Here is a 23,611-nt window from a genome sequence, read left to right as displayed (position 1 = left end):
CTACAGTGGGGAGTGTTGAGTGGGAGGGACGGTGTCAGGCGAGTGATGCCGCCTGGACCTGCTCCCAGGCGTGATAACTGGAGCGCACCAGCGGCCCGCTCTCGACATGCTTGAAGCCGAGGCGCATGCCCACCTCGTACAGGTCGCGGAATTCCTGCGGCGTGACGTACCGGTCGAGGGCGATGTGCCCGTCGGAGGGGCGCAGGTACTGGCCGAGGGTGAGGATGTCCACGTCGACCGCGCGCAGGTCCTTCATGACCTCCACGACTTCCTCGTTGGTCTCGCCCAGGCCGAGGATGATGCCGGTCTTGGTGGGGATGTCGGGGGCCAGACGCTTGGCGGTGCGGAAGATCTCGAGCACCCGCTCGTAGCGGCCACCCGGACGCGCCTTCTTGAACAGGCGCGGCACCGTTTCGGTGTTGTGGTTGTAGATCTCCGGCCGGGCCTCGAGGACCGTGCGGATGGCGTCCACGTTCCCCTGGAAGTCCGGCACGAGCACCTCCACCGAGCAGTCGGGGAGGCGCTGGTGAATCTGCCGGATGGTTTCGGCGAAGATGTAGGCGCCGAAGTCGGGGAGGTCGTCGCGATCCACCGAGGTGATGACCGCGTGGCGCAATCCCAGCCGGGCAATGGCTTCCCCCACCCGGCGCGGCTCCTCGATGTCGTACTCGGGCGGCTTGCCGTGCGCCACCGCGCAGTAGGCGCAGTTGCGGGTGCAGACGCTGCCCAGGATCATGAAGGTGGCGGTGCCGTGCTGCCAGCACTCGCCAATGTTGGGGCAATGCGCCTCCTCGCACACGGAATGGAGCTTGAGCTCCTTCATCATGTGCTTGAGGCGGATATAGTTCTCTCCGCCCGGCGCCTTGACCTTGAGCCACTGCGGCTTCCGCTCGGGGAGCGGATCGCGGCGGTGGCGCCCCATGATCTGTACCAGCTGCTCAGCCATTTGCGGCACGGTGTTGCCCGGGGGTGGTCCCGGGACGTGAACGGGGGAAGCTAGTCCGGTGCACCGTTTCCGGAAACACTCGCATAACTGTCTAAGCCAAAATAGCTGGAAATTGCGACTGATCGAAACCGGAAACCGCGGGTGATCGTAAAGCAACAGGTATCCTTCAACCGCCCTGAGGCGTGCATGCTCCGCACCTTGTTCACTGTCGGTTTCGTCGCTCTGGCCGGCCTGGTCGCCCTCAAGCTCGTTTTCGGGCTGCTGGGGCCGCTGGTGTCGTTGCTCTTCTGGCTGGTCGGGTTGGCCCTCAAGGTGCTGCTGCTCGGGGCGGTCGTGTATTTCCTGCTGCGGCTGGTCAGCCCGGCAACCGCGGAACGCATCGAGCGGGCCATCCGCAGCTGACCGGGGGGCCGCGGGCCCCGCATTCCCGGTAGCATGAGAACGGGGCGACCGGCCGTGTGGCTGGTCGCCCCGTGGTGTGTGTGGCCCGTACGTGCCGGTGGCTCGCTCAATCGCTCCCGCCGGCGGCGCGATCGCCCCCGTCGTCGTCGCCAGGGGGGCGGCTGCCCTTGCCGTCGCCACCGTCCTTGCGACCGCGCGACCGTCGGGCGCCGCCGCGGCGACCGCGTCGTCCCCGCCGCCGCGGACGCGGGGCCCCTTCCGACATGCTCTCCACGCCGGCGACTTCGTCGTCGCCCTCGTCCGCGTCGTCCCCCTCGTCGAAGCCGTCCGTGGAGTGGGCCCCGGCTTCGTCTCCCTCCACCGGGGCGGCACGCCGGCGCTGGCGCCGAGGGGCGACCGGCTCGCCGTCGATATGGTCACCAGGGGAGAATCGCACCGTTTCGTCCGACCTCGACGACTCGAGGCCGTTCACGGACCCGGCTTCATCGCCCGTTGGGGCATGTTCGTCGCCGTTGCCCCCCTCCTCGCCTTCGCCGGCAACCTCGCCGTTCTTGCGACGACGCCCCCGCCGTGAGCGACGGTTCCGGCGCCGCTTGCGCCGCGGCTGGCCATCGGCGTCACGCTCGGTCTCGCCGTCACCGTCGCTTTCGCGGTCGCTGTCGCTATCGCTATCGCTGTCGCTGTCGCCCTCACCATCCACGTCGCCCGGCTCGTCAACGCCGCCCGGCTGTGGCGCGGCCTTCGGACCCGCGGCATCGCTGTTCCGGAGCACGGCCGGCTCATCGCTGACCGTCTCGTCCGGCGTGGCGTCGGCAGGCGGGCGAGCGGCGCCGAAGGCGGGGGGCACCGCCTGCGGCGACGGCGTTTCGCCCGGGTCATTGGCCCCCGGCGCCTCGCGCCGGACCGGAGCGGCGAAGGGATCGTCGAGCGAACCCGTGGGATCGGCGTACGGCGAACGCGGCTCCTCGCGCTTGCGGGCGGGCCGCGTCGCGTCCGCCTCCCGTGGCGCGCCAGTTCGCCCCTCGGCGGTGCGGCCCGCACGGGCCGAGCGGGTACGCTCACGCGGTTCACGTGACTCACGCGACTCACGCGACTCACGCGGCTCACGCGGCTCACGCGGCTCACGCGGCTCACGAACGTCCCGCGGTTCACGTGACTCACGCGACTCACGCGACTCACGCGGCTCGCGTGGCTCGCGTGGCTCACGAACGTCCCGCGGTTCACGCGCCTCCCGGACCCGGTCGCCGCGCCCGGGCCGTTCGGCCCGCGCCGTTCGCTCACCCCGCTCGGCACGTTCGCCGCGATCGCGCCGGCCCCGTCGCACGTCCGGCGCTTCCCCGTCGATGCCGCTCGACCCGTCCCGCTCACGCACCTTTTCCCGGATGCGCTCCACGGAGAGTTCCGGCTCGTCGCGGCGCTTGCCGCCCTGCCGGGGGGGGCGCCGCTCATCGGGACCGGTCTCCGCCGGTGAGGAACCCACGACGGCGCGCCGGCCGCGCGATGCCCAGGCCCACTTGAGCGCGCTCATGGTGTCGGCCATGGCCGCGCGGCGCGTGTCGCGCATGCGCACACCGAAGGTGGGTTCCATGGGGACCGACTCCACCCGCCGCGCGTGCGGCGCGAGACGCAGCAGCAGGTCGGCGTTGGCTGTCCAGCTGTCGCCGCTCACGAGCGGTGACGAGCCCGCCACACGAATGGCCTCGCGCAGCGCCGAAATGCGGACCAGCCGCATCGACGCCGTGAGGTCGGCCACGCCGCTCACCTTCACGAAGGGACGCATGGCCCAGTGGCCGTACTTGAACAGCCGCTTCACCGCAGTCGGCGCGTCGGCCACCGTGAGGCGTTCCCCCACCACGAGATCCGCGCCGCCTTCGAAGCGGCGGGCGAATTCCGGCACAATGACCGGCGGATCCGTGAAGTCTCCCTGGAGCAGCAGCACCGCATCCCGCCGCGGATAACGCGTCAGGGTGGCCACGTGCCGCAACAGGGCGTCCACCGCGCCCGCGTAGCCCAGCCGACTCCGCCCGCGCAGCACCGACACGGGCATGGCGCGCTCGTATTGCTCGGCCACCGCGGCCGTGTCGTCGGTGCTGGCATCGTCGTACACCACCACCTCGTACTCGCGCGGAAACTCGGCCAGCACCGTGCGGAGCCGCCAGAGCAGCACGCCAATGGTGGCCACTTCGTTGTGCGCAGGGATGGCGAGGTAGAGCACGGGTCGGATGCGAGGGACGAACGGGCGGGTGCACGGCGGAAAGCCGCCGAAACACTGGCGTACTGGTCTGCGTCCGATAATAACAGGGAAGGGGCTCCGGTGCGGCGGGACGCGGTATCCGGCCGGCTGCAGCGGGGCATGATGCGCGCCACGAAGAACCACGCTCCCGGAGACTCGTGCATGATTCTCGCGAACACCCGCGCCCGCCTGCAGCGCGCCGATGCCCAGCTGGCCGTGCGTCTCGTCGCGCGCGCGCGCGGCGTCCCTGCCGAACAGGTCGCGCATCGGCTCGCCGACGAGGGGCTGGACGCCGTGCTCGACGACCCGGTGTTGCCGCCGGCGCTCCGCCGCGAGCCCGACGCGGCCGCCGCTTCGCTGCCGCTCTTCAGCTACGTGATGGTGCGCCACGCCATGCGAGACACGGGCGCCGACGACCGGCCGCTGGCCGACTATGTCGCGTCCATCCTGCTCCACTTCGGCCTGCGGCAGCGGGCGCGGCAGCTCGGTGCGCATGATGATGCGACCTACGATACTCTGGCGGCGATCGCCGACGAGCTCGACGCGGCCGATGCGCCGCGGGCGTTCCTGGCCCGTGCGCACCTGGGGAACTATGCCCTGTGGCTGAGTGGCCTGTTCCCGGACCACATCGAACAGCGGCGCTGGCGCCGGGGCGGCCCCGACCTGCGCTACTTCGAGTCCATGGGACAGCGGGGCTTCCGACTGGCGGCCGACCATCGGCTGGCGCACGAGCACGGGTTGGGGCCGGTGCTCGCCACAGCGGCCGAGCAATTCGGGGTCGTCCGGGTGGCGCTCAATCAGGTCAGTGATCGCCTGTTGTTCCCGCACGTGCACACCCCGGAACGGCTCATGCGGCAGGTGCGCGACCTCTTTCCGCGGGACGTGCGTCCGGAAAGCTGACTTCCAGCGGTCGCGACCAGGCGGTCACCGGAGCGGTCGTCGGGGCGGCGACGCGCGACATGTCGCGCGCACGGCACGCCGGGACGTATCGCGGCTGACCGCTTCGTCGCCTAGCTTACGCGCATGTTCGACGAGCTCCGCGATTCCCTCCGTGCCCTCTCCTCCCGCCTCGATCCCGACGAACGCCGTCGGATGGGGCAGGGGATGCGTGAGGCCATGGTGCACGCCAAGCTCGCCATCAACGACATGCGCGCGGCGCTGGCCACGACCGAGCAGCGACTCCGCGTCGAGGAGGGCGAACTGGCCACGGTGCGCCGGCGGCAGTCGCTCGCCGCCGATATCGGTGATCAGGAAACCGTGGCCATCGCCGAGCGGTTCGCGGCACAACATGCGGAGCGGGTGGCCGTACTGGAATCGAAGCGCATGGTGCAGCAACAGGAGCTGGCCCTCGCCGAGCGGGAATACGAGGCCATGAGCGCCGACCTGCGCCAGGTCCTCTCCGGGGTGGCCCCGGGGGGGGAGAGCCCCGACGCCGCGGCCGCCCGCGAAGTGCAGGCGCTGTTCACCCATGAGGCCGCTGGCGCGACCGTGGATCCTCTGGAGTCGGGCGCCCCGGTACGCCGCTCCCGCGTGGAGCGGGAGGCCGATGCGGAAGCCCGTCTGGCCGAGCTCAAGAAGCAGTTCGGACGTTGACGGCATGCTGAGGCAACGGGGGCGGCGATGGCGCCGCGCCGTGTTCGCGCTGTCCTTCGTGGTTCCGACGCTCGAGGCGCAGCAGGTCACGCGAACCGACAGCGTGCGCCAGGCGCCCGTATCCAGTCAGGGACGGTTGCCGGTAACCGGATGCTCCGGTCAGGTGATCAGCGACATCGTGGTCATTACCCAGCCGCCCTTCACCGACCGCCTGCCGCGTGACCTGGAGTGGGTGCGCCGCACCGTGCGCGCGCTGCACGTCAACACCCGCGACGATGTGGTGCGCCGATTCCTGCTGCTCAAGGTCGGTGAGCCGTGCAATCAGATCAAGCGCGCCGAGTCGGAGCGCATCCTGCGTGCGCAGCCGTATCTGGTGGACGCCCGCATTCGCGCGTACGACGACGAACAGGGGGGGGTGCGGCTGGAGGTGGAGACGCGCGACGACTTCAGTCTGATCTTCGAACCCCTCATTCGTGGTTCGTCGCCCATCTTCCGCGGCATTGGGCTGGGCGAGACCAACCTGGCCGGCAATGCCACCCAGGCCGCCGTGGAGTGGCGCGACGGGCTGGCGTACAACGACGTGCTGGGGGTGCAGTACACCGACTATCAGTTCCTTGGCGGGCGAGATGAACTGCGCCTCGAGGCCCGGCGCGAGCTGTTCGGGCAGCGCATGCAGATGCAGGTGGTGCGCCCGTTCTACACTGACCTGCAGCGTCTGGCGTGGATCGGCTCGGTGGGTGGCACCCGTGAGCCGCTGCGCTTTCTGCGCGGCGAGCTGCCCATGAATGCGGTGAACGTGCGCCGCGCGTTCGGCAATGTGGGCGGCCTCGTGCGCGTGGGGCCGGTGGGTCGCCTCAAGCTGCTCGGGCTGCTGCTCACTCGCGAGGAGGAGCGTACCGATTCGGGATCGCTGCTGCTGACCAACGAGGGCGTGTTCCCCGATACGCTGGGGACGCCCGTTCCGCCGTTTCTGCGCCAGAACGTGATGCGCGCCAACGTGCTGCTGGGCTTTCGCGCCCTCCGGTTCGTGCGCGTGCAGGGCTTCGACGCCCTCACCGGCGCGCAGGACATCCGGGTGGGGGTGCAGGCGGGCGTGGCGGCCGGGCACTCCATTCCGGTGGGACCGGCGGTGGATCGCGACCGGTTTCTGGCCACCAACATCTACCTCGGCTGGGGCGGTGAGCAGTGGTTCGCGGCCGCGCAGGGGATCACCGAAGCGCGCTACAGCCTCGACCGCAGGCAGTGGGAGAATGTGATCGGCAGCGGACGGGCGGCGTGGTATTTCCGTCCCGCGGTGCGACAGACCACCGTGCTGCAAGCCGAATGGGCCACCGGTCGGCGCATGCAGGCGCCACTGCAGCTCTCGCTGGCCGACCGCGAAGGCGGACTGCTGGGGCATCGCCTGTCCACCGATCCGGGGGCGCGGCGGCTGGTTTTTCGCGCCGAGCAGCGGCTGGTGGTTCCCACACGGCTCAATGTGGCGGACGTGGGCCTTGCCGGTTTCGCCGAGGCGGGGCGGCTGTGGGCGGAGCGGTCGGTGCCCTACGCCGTGGATACGCCGTGGCGCGGCGCCGTGGGCATTTCCCTGCTGGCCGCGGTGCCGCCCCGTTCCCGCAGACTGTGGCGGCTCGACGTGGCGGTGCCGGTGAGCAACGATCCCCGCAAGCGCGTCGAGGTGCGGCTGACCGGCCTCGATCGCAGCCGCACGTTCTGGCGCGACACGCCGGATGTGGAACGCAGCCGCGAAAGGACCGCGCCGACGTCGCTGTTCACCTGGCCGTAACGGGTCGCGCGGAGGGACCAACGCGTTGGCAGGGACGCGCGATCGACGACGCGGTGGCACCCACGCGGTGGCACCCACGCGGTGGCACCCACGCGGTGGCACCCACGCGGTGGCACCCACGCGTTGGCACCCACGCGTTGGCAGGGACGCGCGATCGACGACGCGTTGGCACCAACGCGTTGGCAGGGACGCGCTGGCACGGACGCGTTGGCACGAACGCGAAGGGGCGCGGGCACCGACGCGGGCAACGACGCGGGCACCCACGCGGGCACCCACGCGGGCACCCACGCGGGCACCCACGCGGGCACCCACGCGGGGCGACCGAGGCGAAGCCAGGTCGCCCCCCGTTGTTCCCCAGCGTTGTTCCCTGCGTGGTCGCCGGCGTCCCTTCGCGTTCGTGCCAACGCGTCCGTGCCAACGCGTCCCCGCCAGTGCGTCTCCGCCAACGCGTCGTCGATCGCGCGTTGTTCCACGCGCGTTGTTCCCCGCGCGTTGTGGGCCGCCATGCCAATCTCTACTTCACGGAGGACATCATGCGGCGTATGGGCACGACCATCGCCAGCAGGATGGCGGTGCTTGCGAACAGGGCAATGGCGGTGCCGCTGAACACCGCGGGGGTTTGCTCGAGCTTGTTGGGATCCACGTGCCCGCCCACCAGCCCAGCCACGAGGTTGCCCACCGACGTGGCGAGGAACCAGATGCCCATCATCTGTCCCACATAGCGCCGCGGCGACAGCTTCGTCATGGACGACAGCCCCACGGGGCTGAGGAACAGCTCCCCGATCGTCTGGAACAGGTAGCTCATGATGAGCCACCAGGGCGAGACGAGCACGGAACCACCGCTGGCCACCACCTTGTTGGCGGCGAACACCATGAGCAGAAAGCCGAGACCGGCGAAGGCGAGCCCCAGGGCGAACTTGGTGGGGCTCGACAGATCGATGTTCCGCTTGGCCAACCCCACCCAGAGGGCGGCGAAGAGGGGGGAGAAGATGATGATGAACAGCGAGTTCACCGACTGGAACCACGTGGCCGGAATGTCGAACCCGAACAGCGCACGATCGGTGAAGTCGTTGGCAAACAGCTGCAGCGACGTGGGCGCCTGCTCGAATGCCGCCCAGAAGATCGCGGCGAAGACGAACAGCACGAAAATCACCGCGCTGCGCTTCTTTTCGTCACCGGTGAGGCCGCCGAACGCAAAGATGTAGCCGAAGAACGCCACCGCGATGCCGACCAGCACGAACGTCATCCCCCCGCCGATCTGCTGCGGATCGAGCGTCACGACACCGCTGGCGGCGAGGGCAAAGACGATGGCGAGCAGCGCCAGCCCCCCGTAGGTACTGGTGCGCACCAGCGACTCCTGCTTCGCCTGCGCGGCGGCGTCGGGGTGGCGCACGATGTCCTCACCGATCGTCCCCAGCAGCGTCTTGCCGAACAGCCAGAAGCTCAGGAGGCCGAGCGCCATGCCCACGCCGGCCGCGCCAAAGCCCCAGTGCCAGCTCACGCGCTCACCGAGGTAGCCGGTGACGAGCTGCCCCACGAAGGCCCCGGTGTTGATGCCCATGTAGAAGATCGAAAACCCGGCGTCGCGCCGTGCGCCCCCTTCCGGATACAGGTCACCCACGATCGCGGAGATGTTGGGCTTGAGCAGCCCCGTGCCCAGCACGATCAGCACGAGCCCCAGGAAGAAGAACACGGTACCGAGGCGGGCGCCGGCAAATCCCGACACGCCGATGGCCAGGTGCCCGCCGGTGATCAGTACGGCGCCGATGAGAATGGCGCGCCGCAATCCCAGCCAGCGATCGGCAATCCACCCGCCGGGGAGTGACGCGAGGTAGACGCTGGCCGCGTAGATGCCCACGATGGCCGATGCCTGCGTGCGCTCGAGGCCGAACCCGCCCTCGTTCAGGGCGGCCGCCATGAAGAGCACGAGCAGGGGGCGCAGCCCGTAGTACGAGAAGCGCTCCCACATCTCCGTGGTGAAGAGCAGGCCCAATCCCTTCGGATGGCCGAAAAACGAACGATCGGTGGTGACGGCGGTGCTCACGGCGAGGGGACTGAAGTGGATGGTTCCTTGATGCACGCCACGAAATGGCCGGGGGCCTTTTCCTCCAGGGGCGGCACGATGCGGGTACAGGCCTCATCCTTGCGCGGATGCGGACAGCGGGGATGAAACACGCATCCGGACGGCGGGTCCGCCGGTGACGGCGGCTCGCCCGGAAGCAGCAGGCGCCGGCGGACGGCACCGGGCTCGGGGATCGGCACCGCCGACAGCAACGCCTGCGTGTACGGCATGCGCGGTGTAGCGAAGAGCGCCGCGCGCGGCGCGAGTTCCACGATGCGGCCGAGGTACATCACGGCCACGCGATCGGCCATGTGCGACACCACCGCCAGATCGTGCGCAATGAACAGATACGACAGCCCGCGATCACGCTGCAGGTCGCGCAGCAGGTTCACCACCTGGGCCTGCACGCTTACGTCGAGCGCCGAGACCGGTTCGTCACAGACGATGAACGAGGGCTCCACCGCCAGGGCGCGCGCGATGCCCACGCGCTGACGCTGGCCGCCGGAGAACTCGTGTGGGTAGCGTGCCGCATGCTCGGCGCGCAGCCCCACTTCGTCGAGCAGGCGCGCCACGCGGCGATCGGCCTCGGCCCCTTCGGCCAGCGCGTGCACGAGGAGCCCCTCGCGAATGGCCTCGCCCACTGTCAGGCGCGGATTGAGGGAACTGTAGGGATCCTGGAAAACGATCTGCATGTGGCGCCGCATGCGCCGCAGCGACTCGCCCTGCAGCGCGAGGACATCGGTGCCGTTGAAGTGCACCGCGCCGCGCGTCGGCTCCACGAGGCGCAGCAGCGCGCGCCCGGTCGTGGTCTTGCCGCACCCCGATTCGCCCACCAGCGCCAGCGTTTCCCCCCGATGGACCTCGAACGACACCTCGTCCACCGCCTGCACGGCGCCCACGACGCGCTGCAGGAGGCCACGTCGGATGGGGAAGTGCTTCGTGAGTCCGCGCACCGTCAGCAGCGGCGCGCCGGCGGGCGCGGACCCTGGCGTTGCCGCCGGCGCAGAATGCGTGGCGCTCACGGGCGCGTCGCCTCGGCCACCGGCAGGGCGTGCCGGCGACGGTCGGGCTCCTGCACCAGGTGACAGCGCGCGCGATGCGCCGGCCCCACCTGGTACAGCACCGGTTCTTCCCGTGCGCAGCGGTCCCAGGCGTGCGCGCAGCGGTCGCGGAAGGCACACCCGCCGGGCACGGCGTCGGGCGACGGGACCGCGCCGGGAATGGTGGTGAGCCGCTCGCCCGATACCGCGTCGAGCCGAGGCATCGCCGCAAGCAAGCCTTCGGTATAGGGCATCTGCGGTGACGCGAACAGCGCCGCCACCGGTGCCTCTTCCACGACGCGCCCCGCATACATGACGATCACCCGTGAGGCCATCTCCGCCACCACGCCCAGATCATGCGTGATGAGCAGCAACGCCATGCCGGTGCGCGCGCGCAGATCGCGCAGCAGCTCCAGAATCTGCGCCTGAATGGTGACGTCGAGCGCCGTGGTGGGCTCGTCGGCGATCACCAGTTGCGGCGAGAGGACCAGCGCCATGGCGATCATGACACGCTGGCGCATGCCCCCCGACAGCTCATGCGGATACTGCCGGGCCCGCGCGGCCGCGTCGGCGATGCCCACCTGGGTCAGCATGTCGACCGTGCGCGACCACGCCTCGGCGCGGCGGCAGCCGGTGTGCACCTGCACCACTTCGGCAATCTGCTCACCGACCGTCAGCACGGGGTTCAGCGCCGTGGAGGGCTCCTGAAAGATCATGGCCATCTGGCGGCCACGCACCCGGCGCAACGCACGTTCCTCGAGCAGCAGCAGGTCGCGCCCATTGAAGCGAATCTGCGTGCCCGGCTCGATGCGCCCCGGCGGCGGCACGAGCCGCAACAACGACAGGGCCGTGAGCGACTTGCCACACCCCGACTCACCCACCAGGCACACCGTCTCGCCCGCGGCCACGGTGAACGACACACCGTCGACCGCACGCACGGCACCGGTCGCGCCCGGAAACGCCACCTGCAGCGACTGCACCTCGAGCAGCGCCTCGTCGCGCGTGGGGTCGGTGGAGGGAGAGGTCACGGGGCACGTGTGGAGGGAATGCGCGACGACCCGGGCAGGACGGCCGAACCGGGGGCGCTCCCGGCAAACTGGACCGGCGCGAAGCGGTCGCGCAAGGCGTCACCCATCGCGTTGCAGAGCAGGACGGGGAGCAACATGCACACGGCCGGGAAGACGGTGAGCCACCACTGTGAGTGCATGAGTCCCGCGCCGTCGCGAATGATGTTGCCCCAGCTGGCCGTGGGCGGCTGAACGCCAAGCCCCAGAAAGCTCAACCCCGCCTCGATGCCGATCGTCCCGGCAATGTTGAGCGCGGCCAGGGTGAGCAGCATGGGGGCGAGATGCGGCAGCAGATGCCGCTGCACCAGGCGCCGCGTCGGTACGCCGGTGGCTTCAGCGGCGAGCGTGAACTCCCGTGCGCGCAGGGAGCGCAACTCGTCGTGCACCAGACGCGCCACCGCATACCATCCGGTGAGTCCCGTGAGCAGCACGAGGGCCACCAGACCCATGGGCCCGACCGCACCGAGCACACCCAGCAGCACGAGCAGTCGGGGCACGGAAAAGGCCACGTCGAGCAGGCGCGCCAGCAGCGTGCCGACCCGCACCGACGCGAACGCCATGGCGGCCCCGTACGCGGTGCCCACGCTGAGCGCGATGGCGACGGCGCTGAGCGCGAATCCCAGCGAGACCCGGGTGCCGGCGAGGACGCGGCTGAGCACATCACGCGAGTAGGGATCGGTCCCGAACGGGTGTGCCAGCGACGGCGCACGGCTCTTGAGGGCCAGCAGGTCGAGCGGCAGGTTGGGGTCGTACGGGGCGAGCCATGGGGCCACCAGCGCCACGCCCGCCAGCAAGGCCAGCAGCCACATCCCCGCGCGCAGGGGGCGCGACGCGGCGCCGGCAACGGCCGCAGGCGGCATCATGAGGTCGCCGCGCCGGGGCGCACGTCGGCCGCGGGGGGCCGCGCAGCGGTCGCCACGCGCGGGTCGGCCACGCCGCGCAGCAGGTCGACGGCGGTCGTGGTGAGCGCAATGACGAGCCCCTGCACGAGTACGCACCCCGCCACCACGTGATAGTCGCGCGCGTTGATGGCGTTGAGCAGGGTGAGGCCAAGCCCGGGCCACGAGAACACCTGCTCCACGAACACCACGCCCAGCAGGTTGATGGGCACGAGGATGCCGAAAACGGTGAGCACCGGTGGCACCGATGCGCGCCACGCCTGCCGATACACGCGCCTCCTCGACAGGCCGGCGGCAAACGCCGTGCGCACGAAGGGTTCGTGCAGCACGTCGCGCATGCTCTGGCGTTGAATGCGCGTCAGCGTGGCCGCGTCGATCAGCGCCACCACGAACGTCGGCAGGATCAGATGCCGCAGCCGATCGAGCAGCCGTTCACCGGCCGGCAGGTAGGCGTGGAGGTCGCTCACGAGACCGCCGCTCGGCAGCACCGGCCAGATGACGCTGAACAACAGCAGCAGGAACAGCGCCACGGTGAACTCCGGCAGGCCGTACAGCACGAACACGACGATCGTGAGTACGCGATCGAGTGGGCGCTGCGCATGGATGCCTTGCCACACGCCAACGACCGACGCCGCGAGCAGGGCAAGCAGCAGCCCCGGGCCGACGAGCATGAGGCTGTTGGGCAGCGCGTCCAGCACGACATCGCGCGCGGGGCGCTGCTGGAGTGTGGACCATCCCAGGTCGCCCTGGACGAGGGCCGCCAGCCACCGCAGATACTGCACGCCGAGCGGGGCGTCGTACCCGTAGATCTCGCGCAGCTCGGCGCGCACGGCGGCCGGGACCCCTTCGCCCAGCGCCGTCAGCGGATCGCCCGGCGCCAGTTGCAGGCACACGAAGGCGAACGTCGCCGCCGCGAACGTGGCCATGGCCCCCTGCAGCATGCGCGCGCCCAGGCGCATCCGGCCGGTGGTCAGCGCGCGCCTCCCGGGGCGCGCAGGCCGATGCGGTCGCGATCGAGACGTTGCGCCGGATCGACCCGCCACTCGGCAAGGTCGGCATACCACCCGTCGGCGCGCAGCGGCGGCACGATGAGCCGCCGGTGCATCACCACCGGCACGCGCTGCTCGAACAGCCAGATCGCCGGCACGTCGTTCACGGCCAGTTGAAAGGCCCGGGTCCAGTACGCGCGACTGCGCACCGGATCGAAGCTCGACAGCGCACTGTCGGCCAGCGCATCGAACGTCCGGTTGCGATAGCGCACCTCGTTGCTCGCCCCCGTCGACATCCAGGTCTGGCGAATGCCTACGAGCCCGGGGCTGGTGGCCCAGCCGCTCAGCGAGGCGTCGTAGCCCAGCGCCGCGGTGCGCTCCATGAACGTGTTCACCTCCAGTTGCAGCGGTGCGGCCTTGACGCCGATGGCCCGGAACTGCTCCTGCAGCAGCACCGCGAAGCGCTGCCGGGTGACACTGATGTTCGGCACCAGCATCTCGAAGGCCAGCGACCGGCCGTTGCGCTCCCGTACGCCGTCGCCGTTGGTGTCACGCCACCCCGCCGAGTCGAGGAGCGCGCGCGCGCCGGCGGGATCGTACGGGATCTGGCGAATGGCGGCGGTATCGGGCATGAGCACCCGGGGCGCCGGACCCAGCGACACGACGCCGAGTGAGTCGAAGACGTTGCGCACCATGCGCTCGCGATCGACCCCCATGGCGAGGGCGCGGCGCACGAGGGAATCACCGAAGACCGGATGCGGGCGCGTGGTGTCGGCCGGATCGCGCTGGTTGAACCCGAGGAAGGTGTACGCGAAGGCGGGGTTCACCACCAGGCGCAACGCCGGTGTTTGGGCCAATTGCGCGAGGTTCTCGCTGCGCACCATCTCGAGGAAGTCGGCCTCGCCGGCGAACAGGCGCACGGTGGCCGCCCCGATGTCCGGCGTGAAACTCCAGATGACGCGGTCGAGCTTGGCCCGTCCACGGGCATTGGCCGTGTCGGCCACTACCTCGATGCGCTGTCCGGCATCCCACCGCACGAAGCGGAATCGGCCCGTGCCCACCGGGTGGCGCGCGAATGCAGCGCGCCCCACCTGCGCCATGGGGATGGTATCGAGCAGGTGCGACGGCAGGATGTACAGGGGGTACGTGGCCTCGTAGAACTGCTGAGGCAGGCGACGCTTGAACCAGAATACGGCCGTGCGGACATCACGGGCGGTCACCGAGTCGATGTTGCCCAGCATGGAGCGCAGCTCGGCGCCAACGCTGTCACTGGTGTAGGCGCGGTACGTGTACACCACGTCGGCGGCGCGCACGGGAGCGCCGTCGTGCCAGCGGGCCGCGCTGTCGAGCGCAAAGGCAATGGAGAGGGAGTCGGCCGCCCAGCTCCACGATCTGGCCAGTCGTGGCTGGAAGCCCGCGTCACCGTAGGTCTCGAGCGCGGGCCCAATGTCCGCCAGTCGGTCGAAGAGCGCGCTGACGACGGCCCCCCCCTGGGTACCACTCACCTGCGGCGGAAACAGCGTGCTCGGCTCGGCAGGGACGGCCACGACGAGCGTGCCGCCCACGTCGTTGGTGGCGGTCGCGTCGGACTGACGATCTCCGGTGCAGGCGGTCGGCCCGGTGAGGGCGCAGGCCGCAGCAACCAGCAACAGTCGCCGTCGTTGCGCGCGAGGGAGATGGAACGAGAGGGGCATCACGGCAGGTGAGAGCGGACGGAGGAAGCGCCGGGAGTAGGATGGGCGGCGCCCGCTACCGGCGCCAGAGCCATGCCGGATCGGCGAACCGGGAACGGTGCGAGGCCAGCCGTGCCGTCCATGCGTCGGACACGACGAACGGCGTGACGTCACCCACATGTTGCAGCCGTTCACGGGTGGCGGCATAGGTGCGCTGGCGCAGCGTGTCATCGTCGTGGTCGGGGAGGAGGGGGCGCAGCGCGGCGGCGGCCGGCGGTGGCCCGTCGCTGCCGCTGACCGGCGCGAGTCGTGCCTGCACGTCTTCCAGCAGGATGCTGCCATGCTGGAGGTAGCCATCGCCATGGCGCCAGACGGCGCTGCCCACGAGTTTGCCCCCCGCGACGCTCAGTTCGCCGGCCGCGGGCTGGTCGAAACACACGGGCCCGTCGGGCGTGACCGGGACGCCCCCGGCAGAGCGCTCCACCGGCAGTCCAAGGGTCCGCAGGGCATCGAGCAGCACGGTGTTGATGGCGTCATACGCCAAGCGCCAGGAGAGCGGCTGCGGCCACGGCATCGTCACGCTGTACGTGAGTTCCCGCGCATGGAGCAGCGCCCGACCACCGGTTGGCCGCCGTACGGCGGCCAGCCCCGCATCGGCCAGCCAGGTGGGGGTAATGCGCCCCACCACCCGCTCGTTGCGGCCGAACGAGACGGTCGGCTGCGCCCACCCGTACCATCGCCAGCTGCCCACGCCCGCCCGCACCGTGGCCAGCAGCGCGTCGTCGGTGGCCATGTTGGTCACGCCGTCATGCTGGCCGTCCTCCCACCACTCCCAGTGGCGGGGCAGCCGGGCCTCCGGTCTGGACTCGCTTCCCTGTACCAGCGCCCGGGAACGATCGGGCGCGGCCGACGTTCGGTCGCTGCGCATCGGCGTTAAATTACCGAGGCTGAGGGATATCGCGCAGACATCGGCGCCACGCCGGTGCCGCGCCCCGCTCCCGTTCGTACTCCGTCGCCACCACGGACCGGCTCCGAGTGGCGTTGCCCGATTTCTCCCGAGGATGGTCATGGTCCCCCGCACCATCTCGCCCGCGGTCGCCGCGGTCGATTCGTTCATTCCGCGTCACGTCGGTCCCAGTCGGTCCGAACAGCAGCAGATGCTCGCCGCGCTCGGCTACGACTCGCTCGACGCCTTCATCGACGCGGTGGTCCCGGAGCAGATCCGCTTTCGCGGCACGTTGAACACCGGGCCGGAGCGCTCGGAAGCGGAGGTCCTGGCGGCGTTGCGGCAGATCGCGGCCCGGAACCAGGTGTACCGCTCGTTCATCGGCATGGGCTACCATGGCACGCACACGCCCAATGTGATCCTGCGCAACATCATGGAGAATCCGGCCTGGTACACGGCGTACACGCCCTACCAGGCCGAGATCGCTCAGGGGCGGCTCGAAGCGCTGCTCAACTACCAGACCATGGTGATCGATCTCACCGGGCTGGAGATTGCCAACGCCTCGCTGCTCGACGAGGGCACGGCGGCAGCCGAGGCCATGGCGCTGGCCTTCGCCGCCAAGGGGAGCGCGACCAAGAACGTGCTGCTGGTGGCCGCCGACTGCCATCCGCAGACGATTGCCGTGGTGGCCGCGCGGGCCGCGGCACGCGGGGTGACCGTCACGGTGGGTGACGCGCGCGAGTTCGCCGTCGACGAGCGCGTCTTCGGCGTGCTGCTGCAGTATCCCGGCACCGACGGCGCGATCGTCGACTACCGCGCGCTCACGGAACAGGTGCACGCGGTGGGGGGCATGGCCATCGTGGCGAGCGACCTCCTGGCGCTCTGCCTGCTGACGCCACCCGGTGAGTGGGGGGCCGACATCGTGGTCGGCAACTCACAGCGGTTCGGCGTGCCCATGGGCTACGGCGGCCCGCACGCCGCGTTCTTCGCCACGCGCGATGAGTACAAGCGGCTGCTGCCCGGGCGCATCATCGGGCTGTCGCGTGACGTGGAGGGCGCGCCCGCGCTGCGCATGGCGCTGCAGACGCGCGAGCAGCACATCCGCCGCGAGAAGGCCACCAGCAACGTGTGCACGGCGCAGGTGCTGCTCTCGGTCATGGCCGGCATGTACGCCGTGTATCACGGCCCGGCCGGCCTCACGCAGATCGCCGAGCGGGTGCACGCGCGCGCGGGCGCCCTGGCGGCGGGTCTCGAGCGGCTTGGCTTCGCCATCACGCACGAGCAGTACTTCGACACCATCCGCGTCGAGGTCGGGGCGCACGGGCAGCAGGACATCCTCGCCGCGGCCGAGGCGTATCGCCTCAACCTGCGCGTGCTGGAGCCCGGTACCATGACCGTGTCGGTCGACGAGACCACGACGGAGCAGGACATCGCCGACCTCTGGCAGGTGTTCAACTCGGGCGCGGCCGTGGACTTCAACTACGCCGACGTCGCCGCCGATGTGGACACGCGCTACGACGAGCGGTTCCGCCGCGTGTCGCCGTTCCTCACGCACCCCACGTTCCACCGGTACCACAGCGAAACCGAAATGCTGCGGTACATGTACGCGCTGCAGGCCAGAGATTTTTCTCTCGTGCACGGCATGATCCCGCTGGGGTCGTGCACCATGAAGCTCAACGCCACCGCCGAGATGATTCCGGTCACGTGGCCCGAGTTCGGGCAGTTGCACCCGTTCGCGCCGCGCACCCAGGCCGAGGGATATGCGCAGCTGTTCCGTGAGCTCGAGCACGACCTCGCCGAGGTGACCGGGTTCGCGGGGGTCTCGCTGCAGCCCAATGCGGGCTCGCAGGGCGAGTACGCAGGGCTCCTCGTCATTCGCGCCTATCACGCGGCGCGTGGCGAGGCGCACCGCACGGTGTGTCTCATTCCGCAGTCGGCGCACGGCACGAACCCGGCCTCGGCCGTCATGGCGGGTTTCGGCGTCGTCGTGGTGAAGACCGATGCCGACGGCAACATCGACGTGGATGATCTGCGCGCCAAGGCCGAACAGCACGCCGCCAATCTGGGCGCGCTCATGGTGACCTACCCGAGCACGCACGGCGTGTTCGAGGCGCGCATCAAGGAGATCACGGCCATCATTCACGAGCACGGTGGCCAGGTGTACATGGACGGCGCGAACATGAACGCCATGGTCGGCGTGTCGCGGCCGGGGGATCTGGGGGCCGACGTGTGTCACCTCAACCTGCACAAGACCTTCTGCATCCCGCACGGCGGCGGCGGCCCCGGCATGGGGCCCATTGGCGTGGCGGCGCAGCTGGTTCCGTTCCTCCCGACCCATCCCGTGATCGCCTCACACGACGTGAGCACGGCCATCGGCCCGGTGTCGGCGGCGCCGTGGGGAAGCGCGAGCATTCTCCCCATCTCGTACGTCTACATCAAGATGATGGGTGGCGAAGGGCTGGCGTACGCCACCAAGGTGGCCATCCTCAACGCCAACTACATCGCCAAGCAGCTCGAGGGACACTACCCCGTGCTCTACCGCGGGCAGAACGGCCTCGTGGCGCACGAGTGCATTCTCGATACGCGGGGGCTCAAGGGCGCGGCCGGGATCGAGGCGGAGGATCTCGCCAAGCGGCTCATGGACTATGGCTTCCATGCGCCCACGCTCTCCTTCCCGGTGGCCGGCACGCTCATGGTCGAGCCCACGGAAAGCGAAAGCAAGGCGGAACTCGATCGCTTCATCGAGGCCATGATCGGCATGCGCGAGGAGATCGCGGCCATCGAGCGCGGTGAGGCCGATCGTGAGGACAACGTGCTCAAGAATGCGCCGCACACGGCCACGCACTGCACGGCGGATGCGTGGACGCATCCGTACACGCGTCAGCAGGCGGCCTACCCCACGGCCTGGACGCGTGATCGCAAGTTCTGGCCGACCGTGCGCCGCGTGGAGAGCGCCTTCGGCGACCGCAATCTGGTGTGCGCCTGCCCACCCATCGAGGAGTACGCGCCGGCGCCGGTGTCGGCGTAAGCGACGCCGCGGGCGGTCCGTCGCCCGCAACGCCCGAGGGCCCCGGTGCGCCATGCACCGGGGCCCTCGGGTCGTTCTGCGGGGCGGTTATTCGCCGAGCTGTGCGCGGTACGCGTCGGGGGACATGAGCCCCGCATCGCCGCCGGCGGCCATGCGCACCTTGATCATCCAGCCATCACCGTACGGGTCGGTGTTGATGAGCGCGGGCTCGCCGTCGAGACGCCCATTTACCTCGAGCACTTCCCCGGCCACCGGCATGAAGAGCTCCGACACGGCCTTCACCGCCTCGACCGTGCCGAACACGTCGTGCGACCCGTACGTGGCGCCCACCTTGGGCAGCTCCACGTACACGATGTCGCCCAGCTCACCCTGCGCATAGTCGGTGATGCCGATGTACACCACGTCGGATTCCGATGTGGCACGGACGTATTCATGCTCCTTGGTATAGCGCAGGTCGGCGGGGATATTCGACACGAAAGGCTCCGGATGGGAAGGAAGAACCGAACCCGGGAAGTATCCGCCCCGGGGCCGGGAAGGGGAAGCGGTCGCCTGCTACGGGTTTGCCTTCGGTTGCGCGGCGCGGGCCTCGATCTGCGTCCACAGCGCCTGAACATCGGCGGCCAACGCGTCGCGGTCGCCGCTGTTGTCGATGACCCAGGTGGCCCCGGTCCGCTTGCGTGCCGATGGCCACTGCGCATCGATCATGGCCTGCGCCTCCTCGGCGCCGAGGCCACGATCGCGCACGATGCGGGCACGGCGAACGGGCTCGGGCGCCTCCACGAGGATGACCGCATCGAAGGCGTGTTCAAGCCCCACCTCGAAGAGCAGCGGAATATCCGACACCACGATGCGGTCCCCGCGGGCGTGCGCGGCGGCTACCGCTTCCTCACGCAACCGTCGCACGGCCGGATGCACGATGGCGTTGAGCGCGTCGCGGCACACCGGGTCCCGGAACACCCGCGCGCGCAGGGCGGCGCGGTCGAGCGAACCGTCGGGCGCCAGCACGTCGGTGCCGAACCGCTCCACCACCGCGTCGAGTCCCGGGGTGCCGGGGGCCACCGCAGCCCGGGCCAGTTCGTCGGCGTCGATGATCGTGGCGCCGTGCGCGGCGAGCAGGGCGGCCACGGTGGACTTGCCGGAGGCGATGTTGCCGGTGAGGGCGACGTGGAGCATGGGGGAAACGTAGGGACAGATCGCGTGGGCGACCACCGGCAGGCGGCAGACGGCAGGAACGACAGTGGGCAGACGGCAGGGATGTGGAAGAACGAAACGGGCGCCACTGCTTCGCAGGGCGCCCGATTTCCTTCGCGGTTGGGACATCGGCGGCGGCGCATCGCGCACGCCGCCGTGTTGTTCTTCCGCATCACTCCTGTCTGCGTGCTGTGGTTCCTGCCGAATGCGGTCTGCTGTTCAGCACCGTTTGCCGACCACCGGAACCCCTCCGCCGTTCACGCCGCCGCCGAGTCCCGCATGTCATCCTCGTGATCCGCGATCTGCCGCCGCTTCTCGCGGTTCACCAGCAATTCCTGGATCACCCAGCCCGCCCCGCCGCGCAGGCGGATCTGGTGTGGCGTACAGCCGAGATAGCGCTGGCAGGTGTTGCGGAACGCCGAACCGGACGGGAAGTCGAGCGCACTGGCCACGCCGTCGGCGCTGCGCGAGCCATCCTCGAGCATGCTGGCCGCCACGATGAGCCGACCCCAGGTCAGCAGCTGGTGTGGCGGCGGCAGTTGCGCGCCCTCGAGACGCTTGGAGAGCAGCCGGCGCGAGACGGCGATGAGCCGCGCGAGGCTGTCCGGGGTGAGCCGCTCGTGCGCACGCGTCACCGACAGCATCACGGCGTCGCGCACCACGCTGCGCAGGCCGGCGAGGTGCGGCTTGAGCAGACTCGAGACGCTGCGCGCCTCGGCCTGGTCGAGCAGCGCGGCCAGCAGTTGCGGTGTGTCGGTTTCTTCGGCCACGATGAGCACATCGATGCCGCAGCGTCCGGCGTCGAACATGTCCTTCGCCCGCTCCCGCGTCAGGTCCACGTAGGCAACCAGTGCCGCACGTGGCACTCGGATGCGCAACTGGCGCACGCGTTCGAAGTCGGCGCGACCGTCAACGTACAGGTCGAAGACGACCACATTGATGGGCCCTCGCTCACAGGCGCGCGTGAGGGAGGTCCAATCTTCGCATGGCACGAACCGATACCGGTCCCGCGCGGCGCTTCGCAGCCGTGCGAGTCGGGGTTCGTGCGCGAGCAACGTCGCGATTACACCCATGCGACGATCCGTCCGGGGAAAGTGGAGAGAAGAGCTATCGGTGTCGCGGGAAGGACGCCCACCCCGCGCCACGCGTCACACCGCCCCCCGTCCGGGCCGCCGCCCCCCGCCCACGCCACCGTCCTCTGCCCGCCTCCCGACCGCCACGCTCCCGACGGTGCGAGCCCCTACAGCAGGGACGGTTGTGCCTCGTCGCGCCGCGGAACCTGATGGCACGCCCGGCAGCGGGCCTCGTAGGCATCCGCGGCCCCCACCATGATGGTCGGCGAATCGTACGGCGCCGGTTTTCCGGCCAGCAGGCGCTGCGTGCGGCTGGCCGGCGACCCGCACAGCACGCAGATGGCGTGCAGCTTGTCCACGACTTCGGACATGGCCATGAGCTGCGGCATGGGGCCAAAGGGTTCCCCGCGAAAGTCGGTGTCGATGCCCGCCATGATGACCCGGCGTCCGCGATCGGCCAGCCCCGACACCACGTTCACGATGCCGGTGTCGAGGAATTGCACCTCGTCGATCGCGACCACCTGCGCCATGGGATCGAGACGGAGCAGGATCTGCGACGAGGAATCGACCGGCGTGGCATCGAAGGTGCGCCGGTCGTGACTCGATACGGCCCACAGCCCGGCGTAGCGGTCGTCCAGGTGCGACTTGAACACCTGGACGCGCTTGCGGGCAATTGTGGCACGCCGGACCCGACGCAGCAGCTCTTCGGTCTTGCCGCTGAACATCGAGCCGGCGATGACCTCCATCCATCCACCGGATGCCTGAAAGCCGCCACTCACGGGTTACGCCTCGTCGCCCCGATCGGTCGACGGCCGTGTCGGCCGCTCGCGCTTCGCGTGCTTCATGCGCTCGGCGCGTTCGGTCCATTCATTCCGTCCTTCGGTGCGCTCCCCCACGGGGCGGTCCCCCCAGCTGCGTCGCTCATCGGCGGCGCGGGGCGGGCGACCTCCGCCGAATCCACCACCGAAGCCACCGCCGGCGCCGCCGCGCGGGCCGCGGTCGGCCCCGCGTTCACCGCCGAACTCCCGACGCGGACCACGCTCACCACGATCGCCGCCGCGGGCGGGGCGCTCGCCACCGAAGTCGCGGCGCGGGCCGCGATCACCGCCGCCTTCGCGACGGGGACCACGCTCAGCGCCGAAGTCACGGCGCGGCCCACGCTCGCCGCCGTCGCGGCGCGGCCCACGCTCGCCGCCGCCGTCGCGGCGCGGCGCCCCACGGTCACCACCGATGTCGCGGCGCGGGCCGCGGCCGCCGAAGCCACCGCGCTCGTGACGCTCGCCCCCGCGGCGCTCGTCGATGCGTGCACTCAGGCGACGGCCACGCAGCGTGGCGCTCCCCAGCGCGGCCACGACCGTCGCGGCGTCCGCCGCGTCAAGCTCCACGGTCGCGTGCGACTCGAAGAGGTCGACCTGACCGATCTTCTCCCCCGGCACCCCTGCCTCGTTCGCGATGGCGCCTACGATATCCCCCACCCGCACGTTGTCGCGCGTGCCGGCGGCAAGGAACACCCGCTGGCGTCCGGCCGGCGCCGCCGGCGCATCGCCGGCGCGTCCGCTCTCACGGGGCGTCTCACGCGCCGTCGACTTGGCGCCGGCGGCTGCCGCCTTGGCGCGCACGTTGGCCACCTCGCGTCGCGCGCCCTCGTAGAGGCGCAGCGCCGCGCAGGCAATCTCGAGGGCGTCGTGCGACTCGAGCAGCGGGGCGAGCAGTGCGAGCTCGCTTGCGGACGCGTGGCCGTTGCCCAGGGTCGTGCGCAGGGCGTGGCGCAGCTGCTGGACACGGTCCTCGGCAGCGGCCTTGCGGGGCGCCGGCGTCCACGCCTCCGCGAGGCTCTGCGTCATGCGGCGGAACGCCGGCAGTTCATCGGGCAGCAGCAGGGCCACGGCATCGACCGGTCGCATGGCCAGTGACTCGACCAGGGCCTCGAAGGTGGCCGGCGCCTCCCACAGCACCGCCAGCGCCACGTGCTGCGCCGTGGGCTGCCGGGTGACCTGTACCGACAATCCGTCGACGACAAGACCGAGGCGCTCCAGCGCCGCCGTGGCGTCGGCAACGCCGGTGTCGGTGGCGGCGATGACGACGAGCGACGGCGGGTCGGTTTCGTCGAGGACCAGACGCAGGGCATCGACGCGCCCGGACGGCGCCGTGAGGATGAACCGCGGAGTGACCGCGAGGGGGGTGTCACCCACGAGGAGCGGCGTCATGCGGCGCGCGCGTCGCAACTGCGCCTCGAGGAACGCGTCGCCGGCTTCGGTTTCGCGTTCGAGCGTGGCTACGCGGCTCACGTTCTCCGGCGTGTCACCCAGCAGGGCCTGCAACGTGTCGGCGCCGTTGGCGGCAAGCATTTCGTCGAGGCCCACAATGACGACCGTCTGCAGCTGGTCTACGCCCAGCGCCGCGTCGCGACGCAGCGTGAGCAGATCGGCGGGGGTGCCGGTGACCACAGCCACCGGGGCAAGCCCCAGCACACGGCGGGCGCGAACGGCCCCGGTGACCGGGACCACACGCACCGCCGGATCGGCCAGCAGACGGCGTGCCTGATCGGCGGCCGCCATGGCCTGTTCGATGGTGGGGGTGATGATGAGGCACACCGGGGCGCCGACGGCGCCGCCCTGCCGGCTGCGCTCCACACCGGGGCGAATGGCCGCGGTCATCGTCCGCAAATCTGCGGGGCCCTCAAGCA

19 protein-coding genes are annotated in these 23,611 nt (G+C 70.4%); 5 read left to right on the top strand and 14 right to left on the bottom strand.

All coding sequences use genetic code 11. The features are described from left to right. Positions 1–34: 34 nt before the first annotated feature. A complete protein-coding gene (gene lipA / locus LW840_RS13350; RefSeq protein WP_291262154.1) occupies positions 35–946 on the bottom strand; it encodes a lipoyl synthase in 912 nt (303 codons plus the stop codon). A gap of 186 nt (positions 947–1,132) precedes the next feature. Here lipA and LW840_RS13345 point away from each other — a divergent pair, with 186 nt between their 5' ends. Beyond that, positions 1,133–1,348 carry a hypothetical protein gene (locus tag LW840_RS13345; RefSeq protein WP_291262155.1) on the top strand — a complete coding sequence of 72 codons (216 nt, stop codon included), beginning with the start codon at positions 1,133–1,135 and terminating at the stop codon, positions 1,346–1,348. A gap of 106 nt (positions 1,349–1,454) precedes the next feature. Here the strand turns inward: LW840_RS13345 and LW840_RS13340 are convergent, their stop codons facing one another. Continuing rightward, positions 1,455–3,563: a glycosyltransferase gene (locus LW840_RS13340; RefSeq protein ID WP_291267674.1), complete on the bottom strand. Its 2,109-nt coding sequence runs from the start codon at positions 3,561–3,563 to the stop codon at positions 1,455–1,457. 180 nt (positions 3,564–3,743) lie between these two features. Here LW840_RS13340 and LW840_RS13335 point away from each other — a divergent pair, with 180 nt between their 5' ends. From LW840_RS13335 to LW840_RS13325, 3 genes are all read left to right on the top strand, one after another. Continuing rightward, on the top strand, positions 3,744–4,481 hold the full coding sequence (locus LW840_RS13335) for a hypothetical protein (protein WP_291277141.1): 738 nt from the start codon (positions 3,744–3,746) through the stop codon (positions 4,479–4,481). A gap of 123 nt (positions 4,482–4,604) precedes the next feature. After that, positions 4,605–5,174 carry a hypothetical protein gene (locus LW840_RS13330; RefSeq protein ID WP_291273157.1) on the top strand — a complete coding sequence of 190 codons (570 nt, stop codon included), beginning with the start codon at positions 4,605–4,607 and terminating at the stop codon, positions 5,172–5,174. A 4-nt stretch (positions 5,175–5,178) separates the two neighbouring features. Continuing rightward, positions 5,179–6,957: a hypothetical protein gene (locus LW840_RS13325; RefSeq protein WP_291277140.1), complete on the top strand. Its 1,779-nt coding sequence runs from the start codon at positions 5,179–5,181 to the stop codon at positions 6,955–6,957. A 514-nt stretch (positions 6,958–7,471) separates the two neighbouring features. Here LW840_RS13325 and LW840_RS13320 read toward each other — a convergent pair. Genes LW840_RS13320 through LW840_RS13290 form a run of 7 tightly spaced genes read right to left on the bottom strand, consistent with a single transcriptional unit; the run spans position 7,472 to position 15,615 of the window. Beyond that, entirely contained in the window at positions 7,472–9,001 is a 1,530-nt protein-coding gene (locus LW840_RS13320) for a peptide MFS transporter (protein ID WP_291270087.1), read from the bottom strand. Then, positions 8,998–10,041, bottom strand: coding sequence for an ABC transporter ATP-binding protein (locus LW840_RS13315; RefSeq protein ID WP_291277139.1), 1,044 nt, complete (start codon positions 10,039–10,041; stop codon positions 8,998–9,000). Before LW840_RS13315 ends, LW840_RS13320 begins: the two co-directional genes overlap by 4 nt. Next, positions 10,038–11,087, bottom strand: coding sequence for an ABC transporter ATP-binding protein (locus tag LW840_RS13310; RefSeq protein WP_291266661.1), 1,050 nt, complete (start codon positions 11,085–11,087; stop codon positions 10,038–10,040). The genes LW840_RS13315 and LW840_RS13310 overlap by 4 nt, the downstream gene beginning before the upstream one ends. Continuing rightward, a complete protein-coding gene (locus LW840_RS13305) occupies positions 11,084–11,989 on the bottom strand; it encodes an ABC transporter permease (protein ID WP_291277138.1) in 906 nt (301 codons plus the stop codon). Before LW840_RS13305 ends, LW840_RS13310 begins: the two co-directional genes overlap by 4 nt. After that, on the bottom strand, positions 11,986–12,984 hold the full coding sequence (locus tag LW840_RS13300; protein WP_291266663.1) for an ABC transporter permease: 999 nt from the start codon (positions 12,982–12,984) through the stop codon (positions 11,986–11,988). The genes LW840_RS13305 and LW840_RS13300 overlap by 4 nt, the downstream gene beginning before the upstream one ends. A gap of 11 nt (positions 12,985–12,995) precedes the next feature. Further along, on the bottom strand, positions 12,996–14,708 hold the full coding sequence (locus LW840_RS13295; protein ID WP_291266664.1) for a peptide ABC transporter substrate-binding protein: 1,713 nt from the start codon (positions 14,706–14,708) through the stop codon (positions 12,996–12,998). A gap of 55 nt (positions 14,709–14,763) precedes the next feature. Beyond that, on the bottom strand, positions 14,764–15,615 hold the full coding sequence (locus LW840_RS13290) for a hypothetical protein (RefSeq protein WP_291266665.1): 852 nt from the start codon (positions 15,613–15,615) through the stop codon (positions 14,764–14,766). Positions 15,616–15,748: 133 nt separating this feature from the next. Between LW840_RS13290 and gcvP the strand changes: the two genes are divergently transcribed. Beyond that, entirely contained in the window at positions 15,749–18,661 is a 2,913-nt protein-coding gene (gene gcvP, locus LW840_RS13285) for an aminomethyl-transferring glycine dehydrogenase (protein WP_298206719.1), read from the top strand. A gap of 87 nt (positions 18,662–18,748) precedes the next feature. On the opposite strand, the gene gcvH is transcribed toward gcvP, so the two are convergent. The 5 genes from gcvH to LW840_RS13260 form a co-directional block, all read right to left on the bottom strand. After that, entirely contained in the window at positions 18,749–19,135 is a 387-nt protein-coding gene (gcvH, locus tag LW840_RS13280) for a glycine cleavage system protein GcvH (RefSeq protein WP_291262168.1), read from the bottom strand. A gap of 78 nt (positions 19,136–19,213) precedes the next feature. Further along, the gene (gene coaE / locus LW840_RS13275; RefSeq protein ID WP_291266667.1) at positions 19,214–19,834 is read right to left on the bottom strand and encodes a dephospho-CoA kinase; all 621 of its coding nucleotides are present in this window, start codon (positions 19,832–19,834) and stop codon (positions 19,214–19,216) included. A 275-nt stretch (positions 19,835–20,109) separates the two neighbouring features. Further along, on the bottom strand, positions 20,110–20,844 hold the full coding sequence (locus LW840_RS13270) for a helix-turn-helix domain-containing protein (protein ID WP_291277136.1): 735 nt from the start codon (positions 20,842–20,844) through the stop codon (positions 20,110–20,112). Between the two features lie 248 nt (positions 20,845–21,092). After that, entirely contained in the window at positions 21,093–21,704 is a 612-nt protein-coding gene (locus tag LW840_RS13265; RefSeq protein ID WP_291262171.1) for a thymidine kinase, read from the bottom strand. 3 nt (positions 21,705–21,707) lie between these two features. Then, complete coding sequence (locus LW840_RS13260; protein ID WP_291277135.1) at positions 21,708–23,582, bottom strand: DbpA RNA binding domain-containing protein; 1,875 nt, start codon at positions 23,580–23,582, stop codon at positions 21,708–21,710. Positions 23,583–23,611: the final 29 nt, after the last annotated feature.

Source organism: Gemmatimonas sp. (assembly GCF_021298855.1).
Taxonomy (GTDB): Bacteria; Gemmatimonadota; Gemmatimonadetes; order Gemmatimonadales; family Gemmatimonadaceae; genus Gemmatimonas.
Note: the sequence above shows the minus strand (reverse complement) of the source record. Positions and strands in the feature narration are given on the sequence as shown.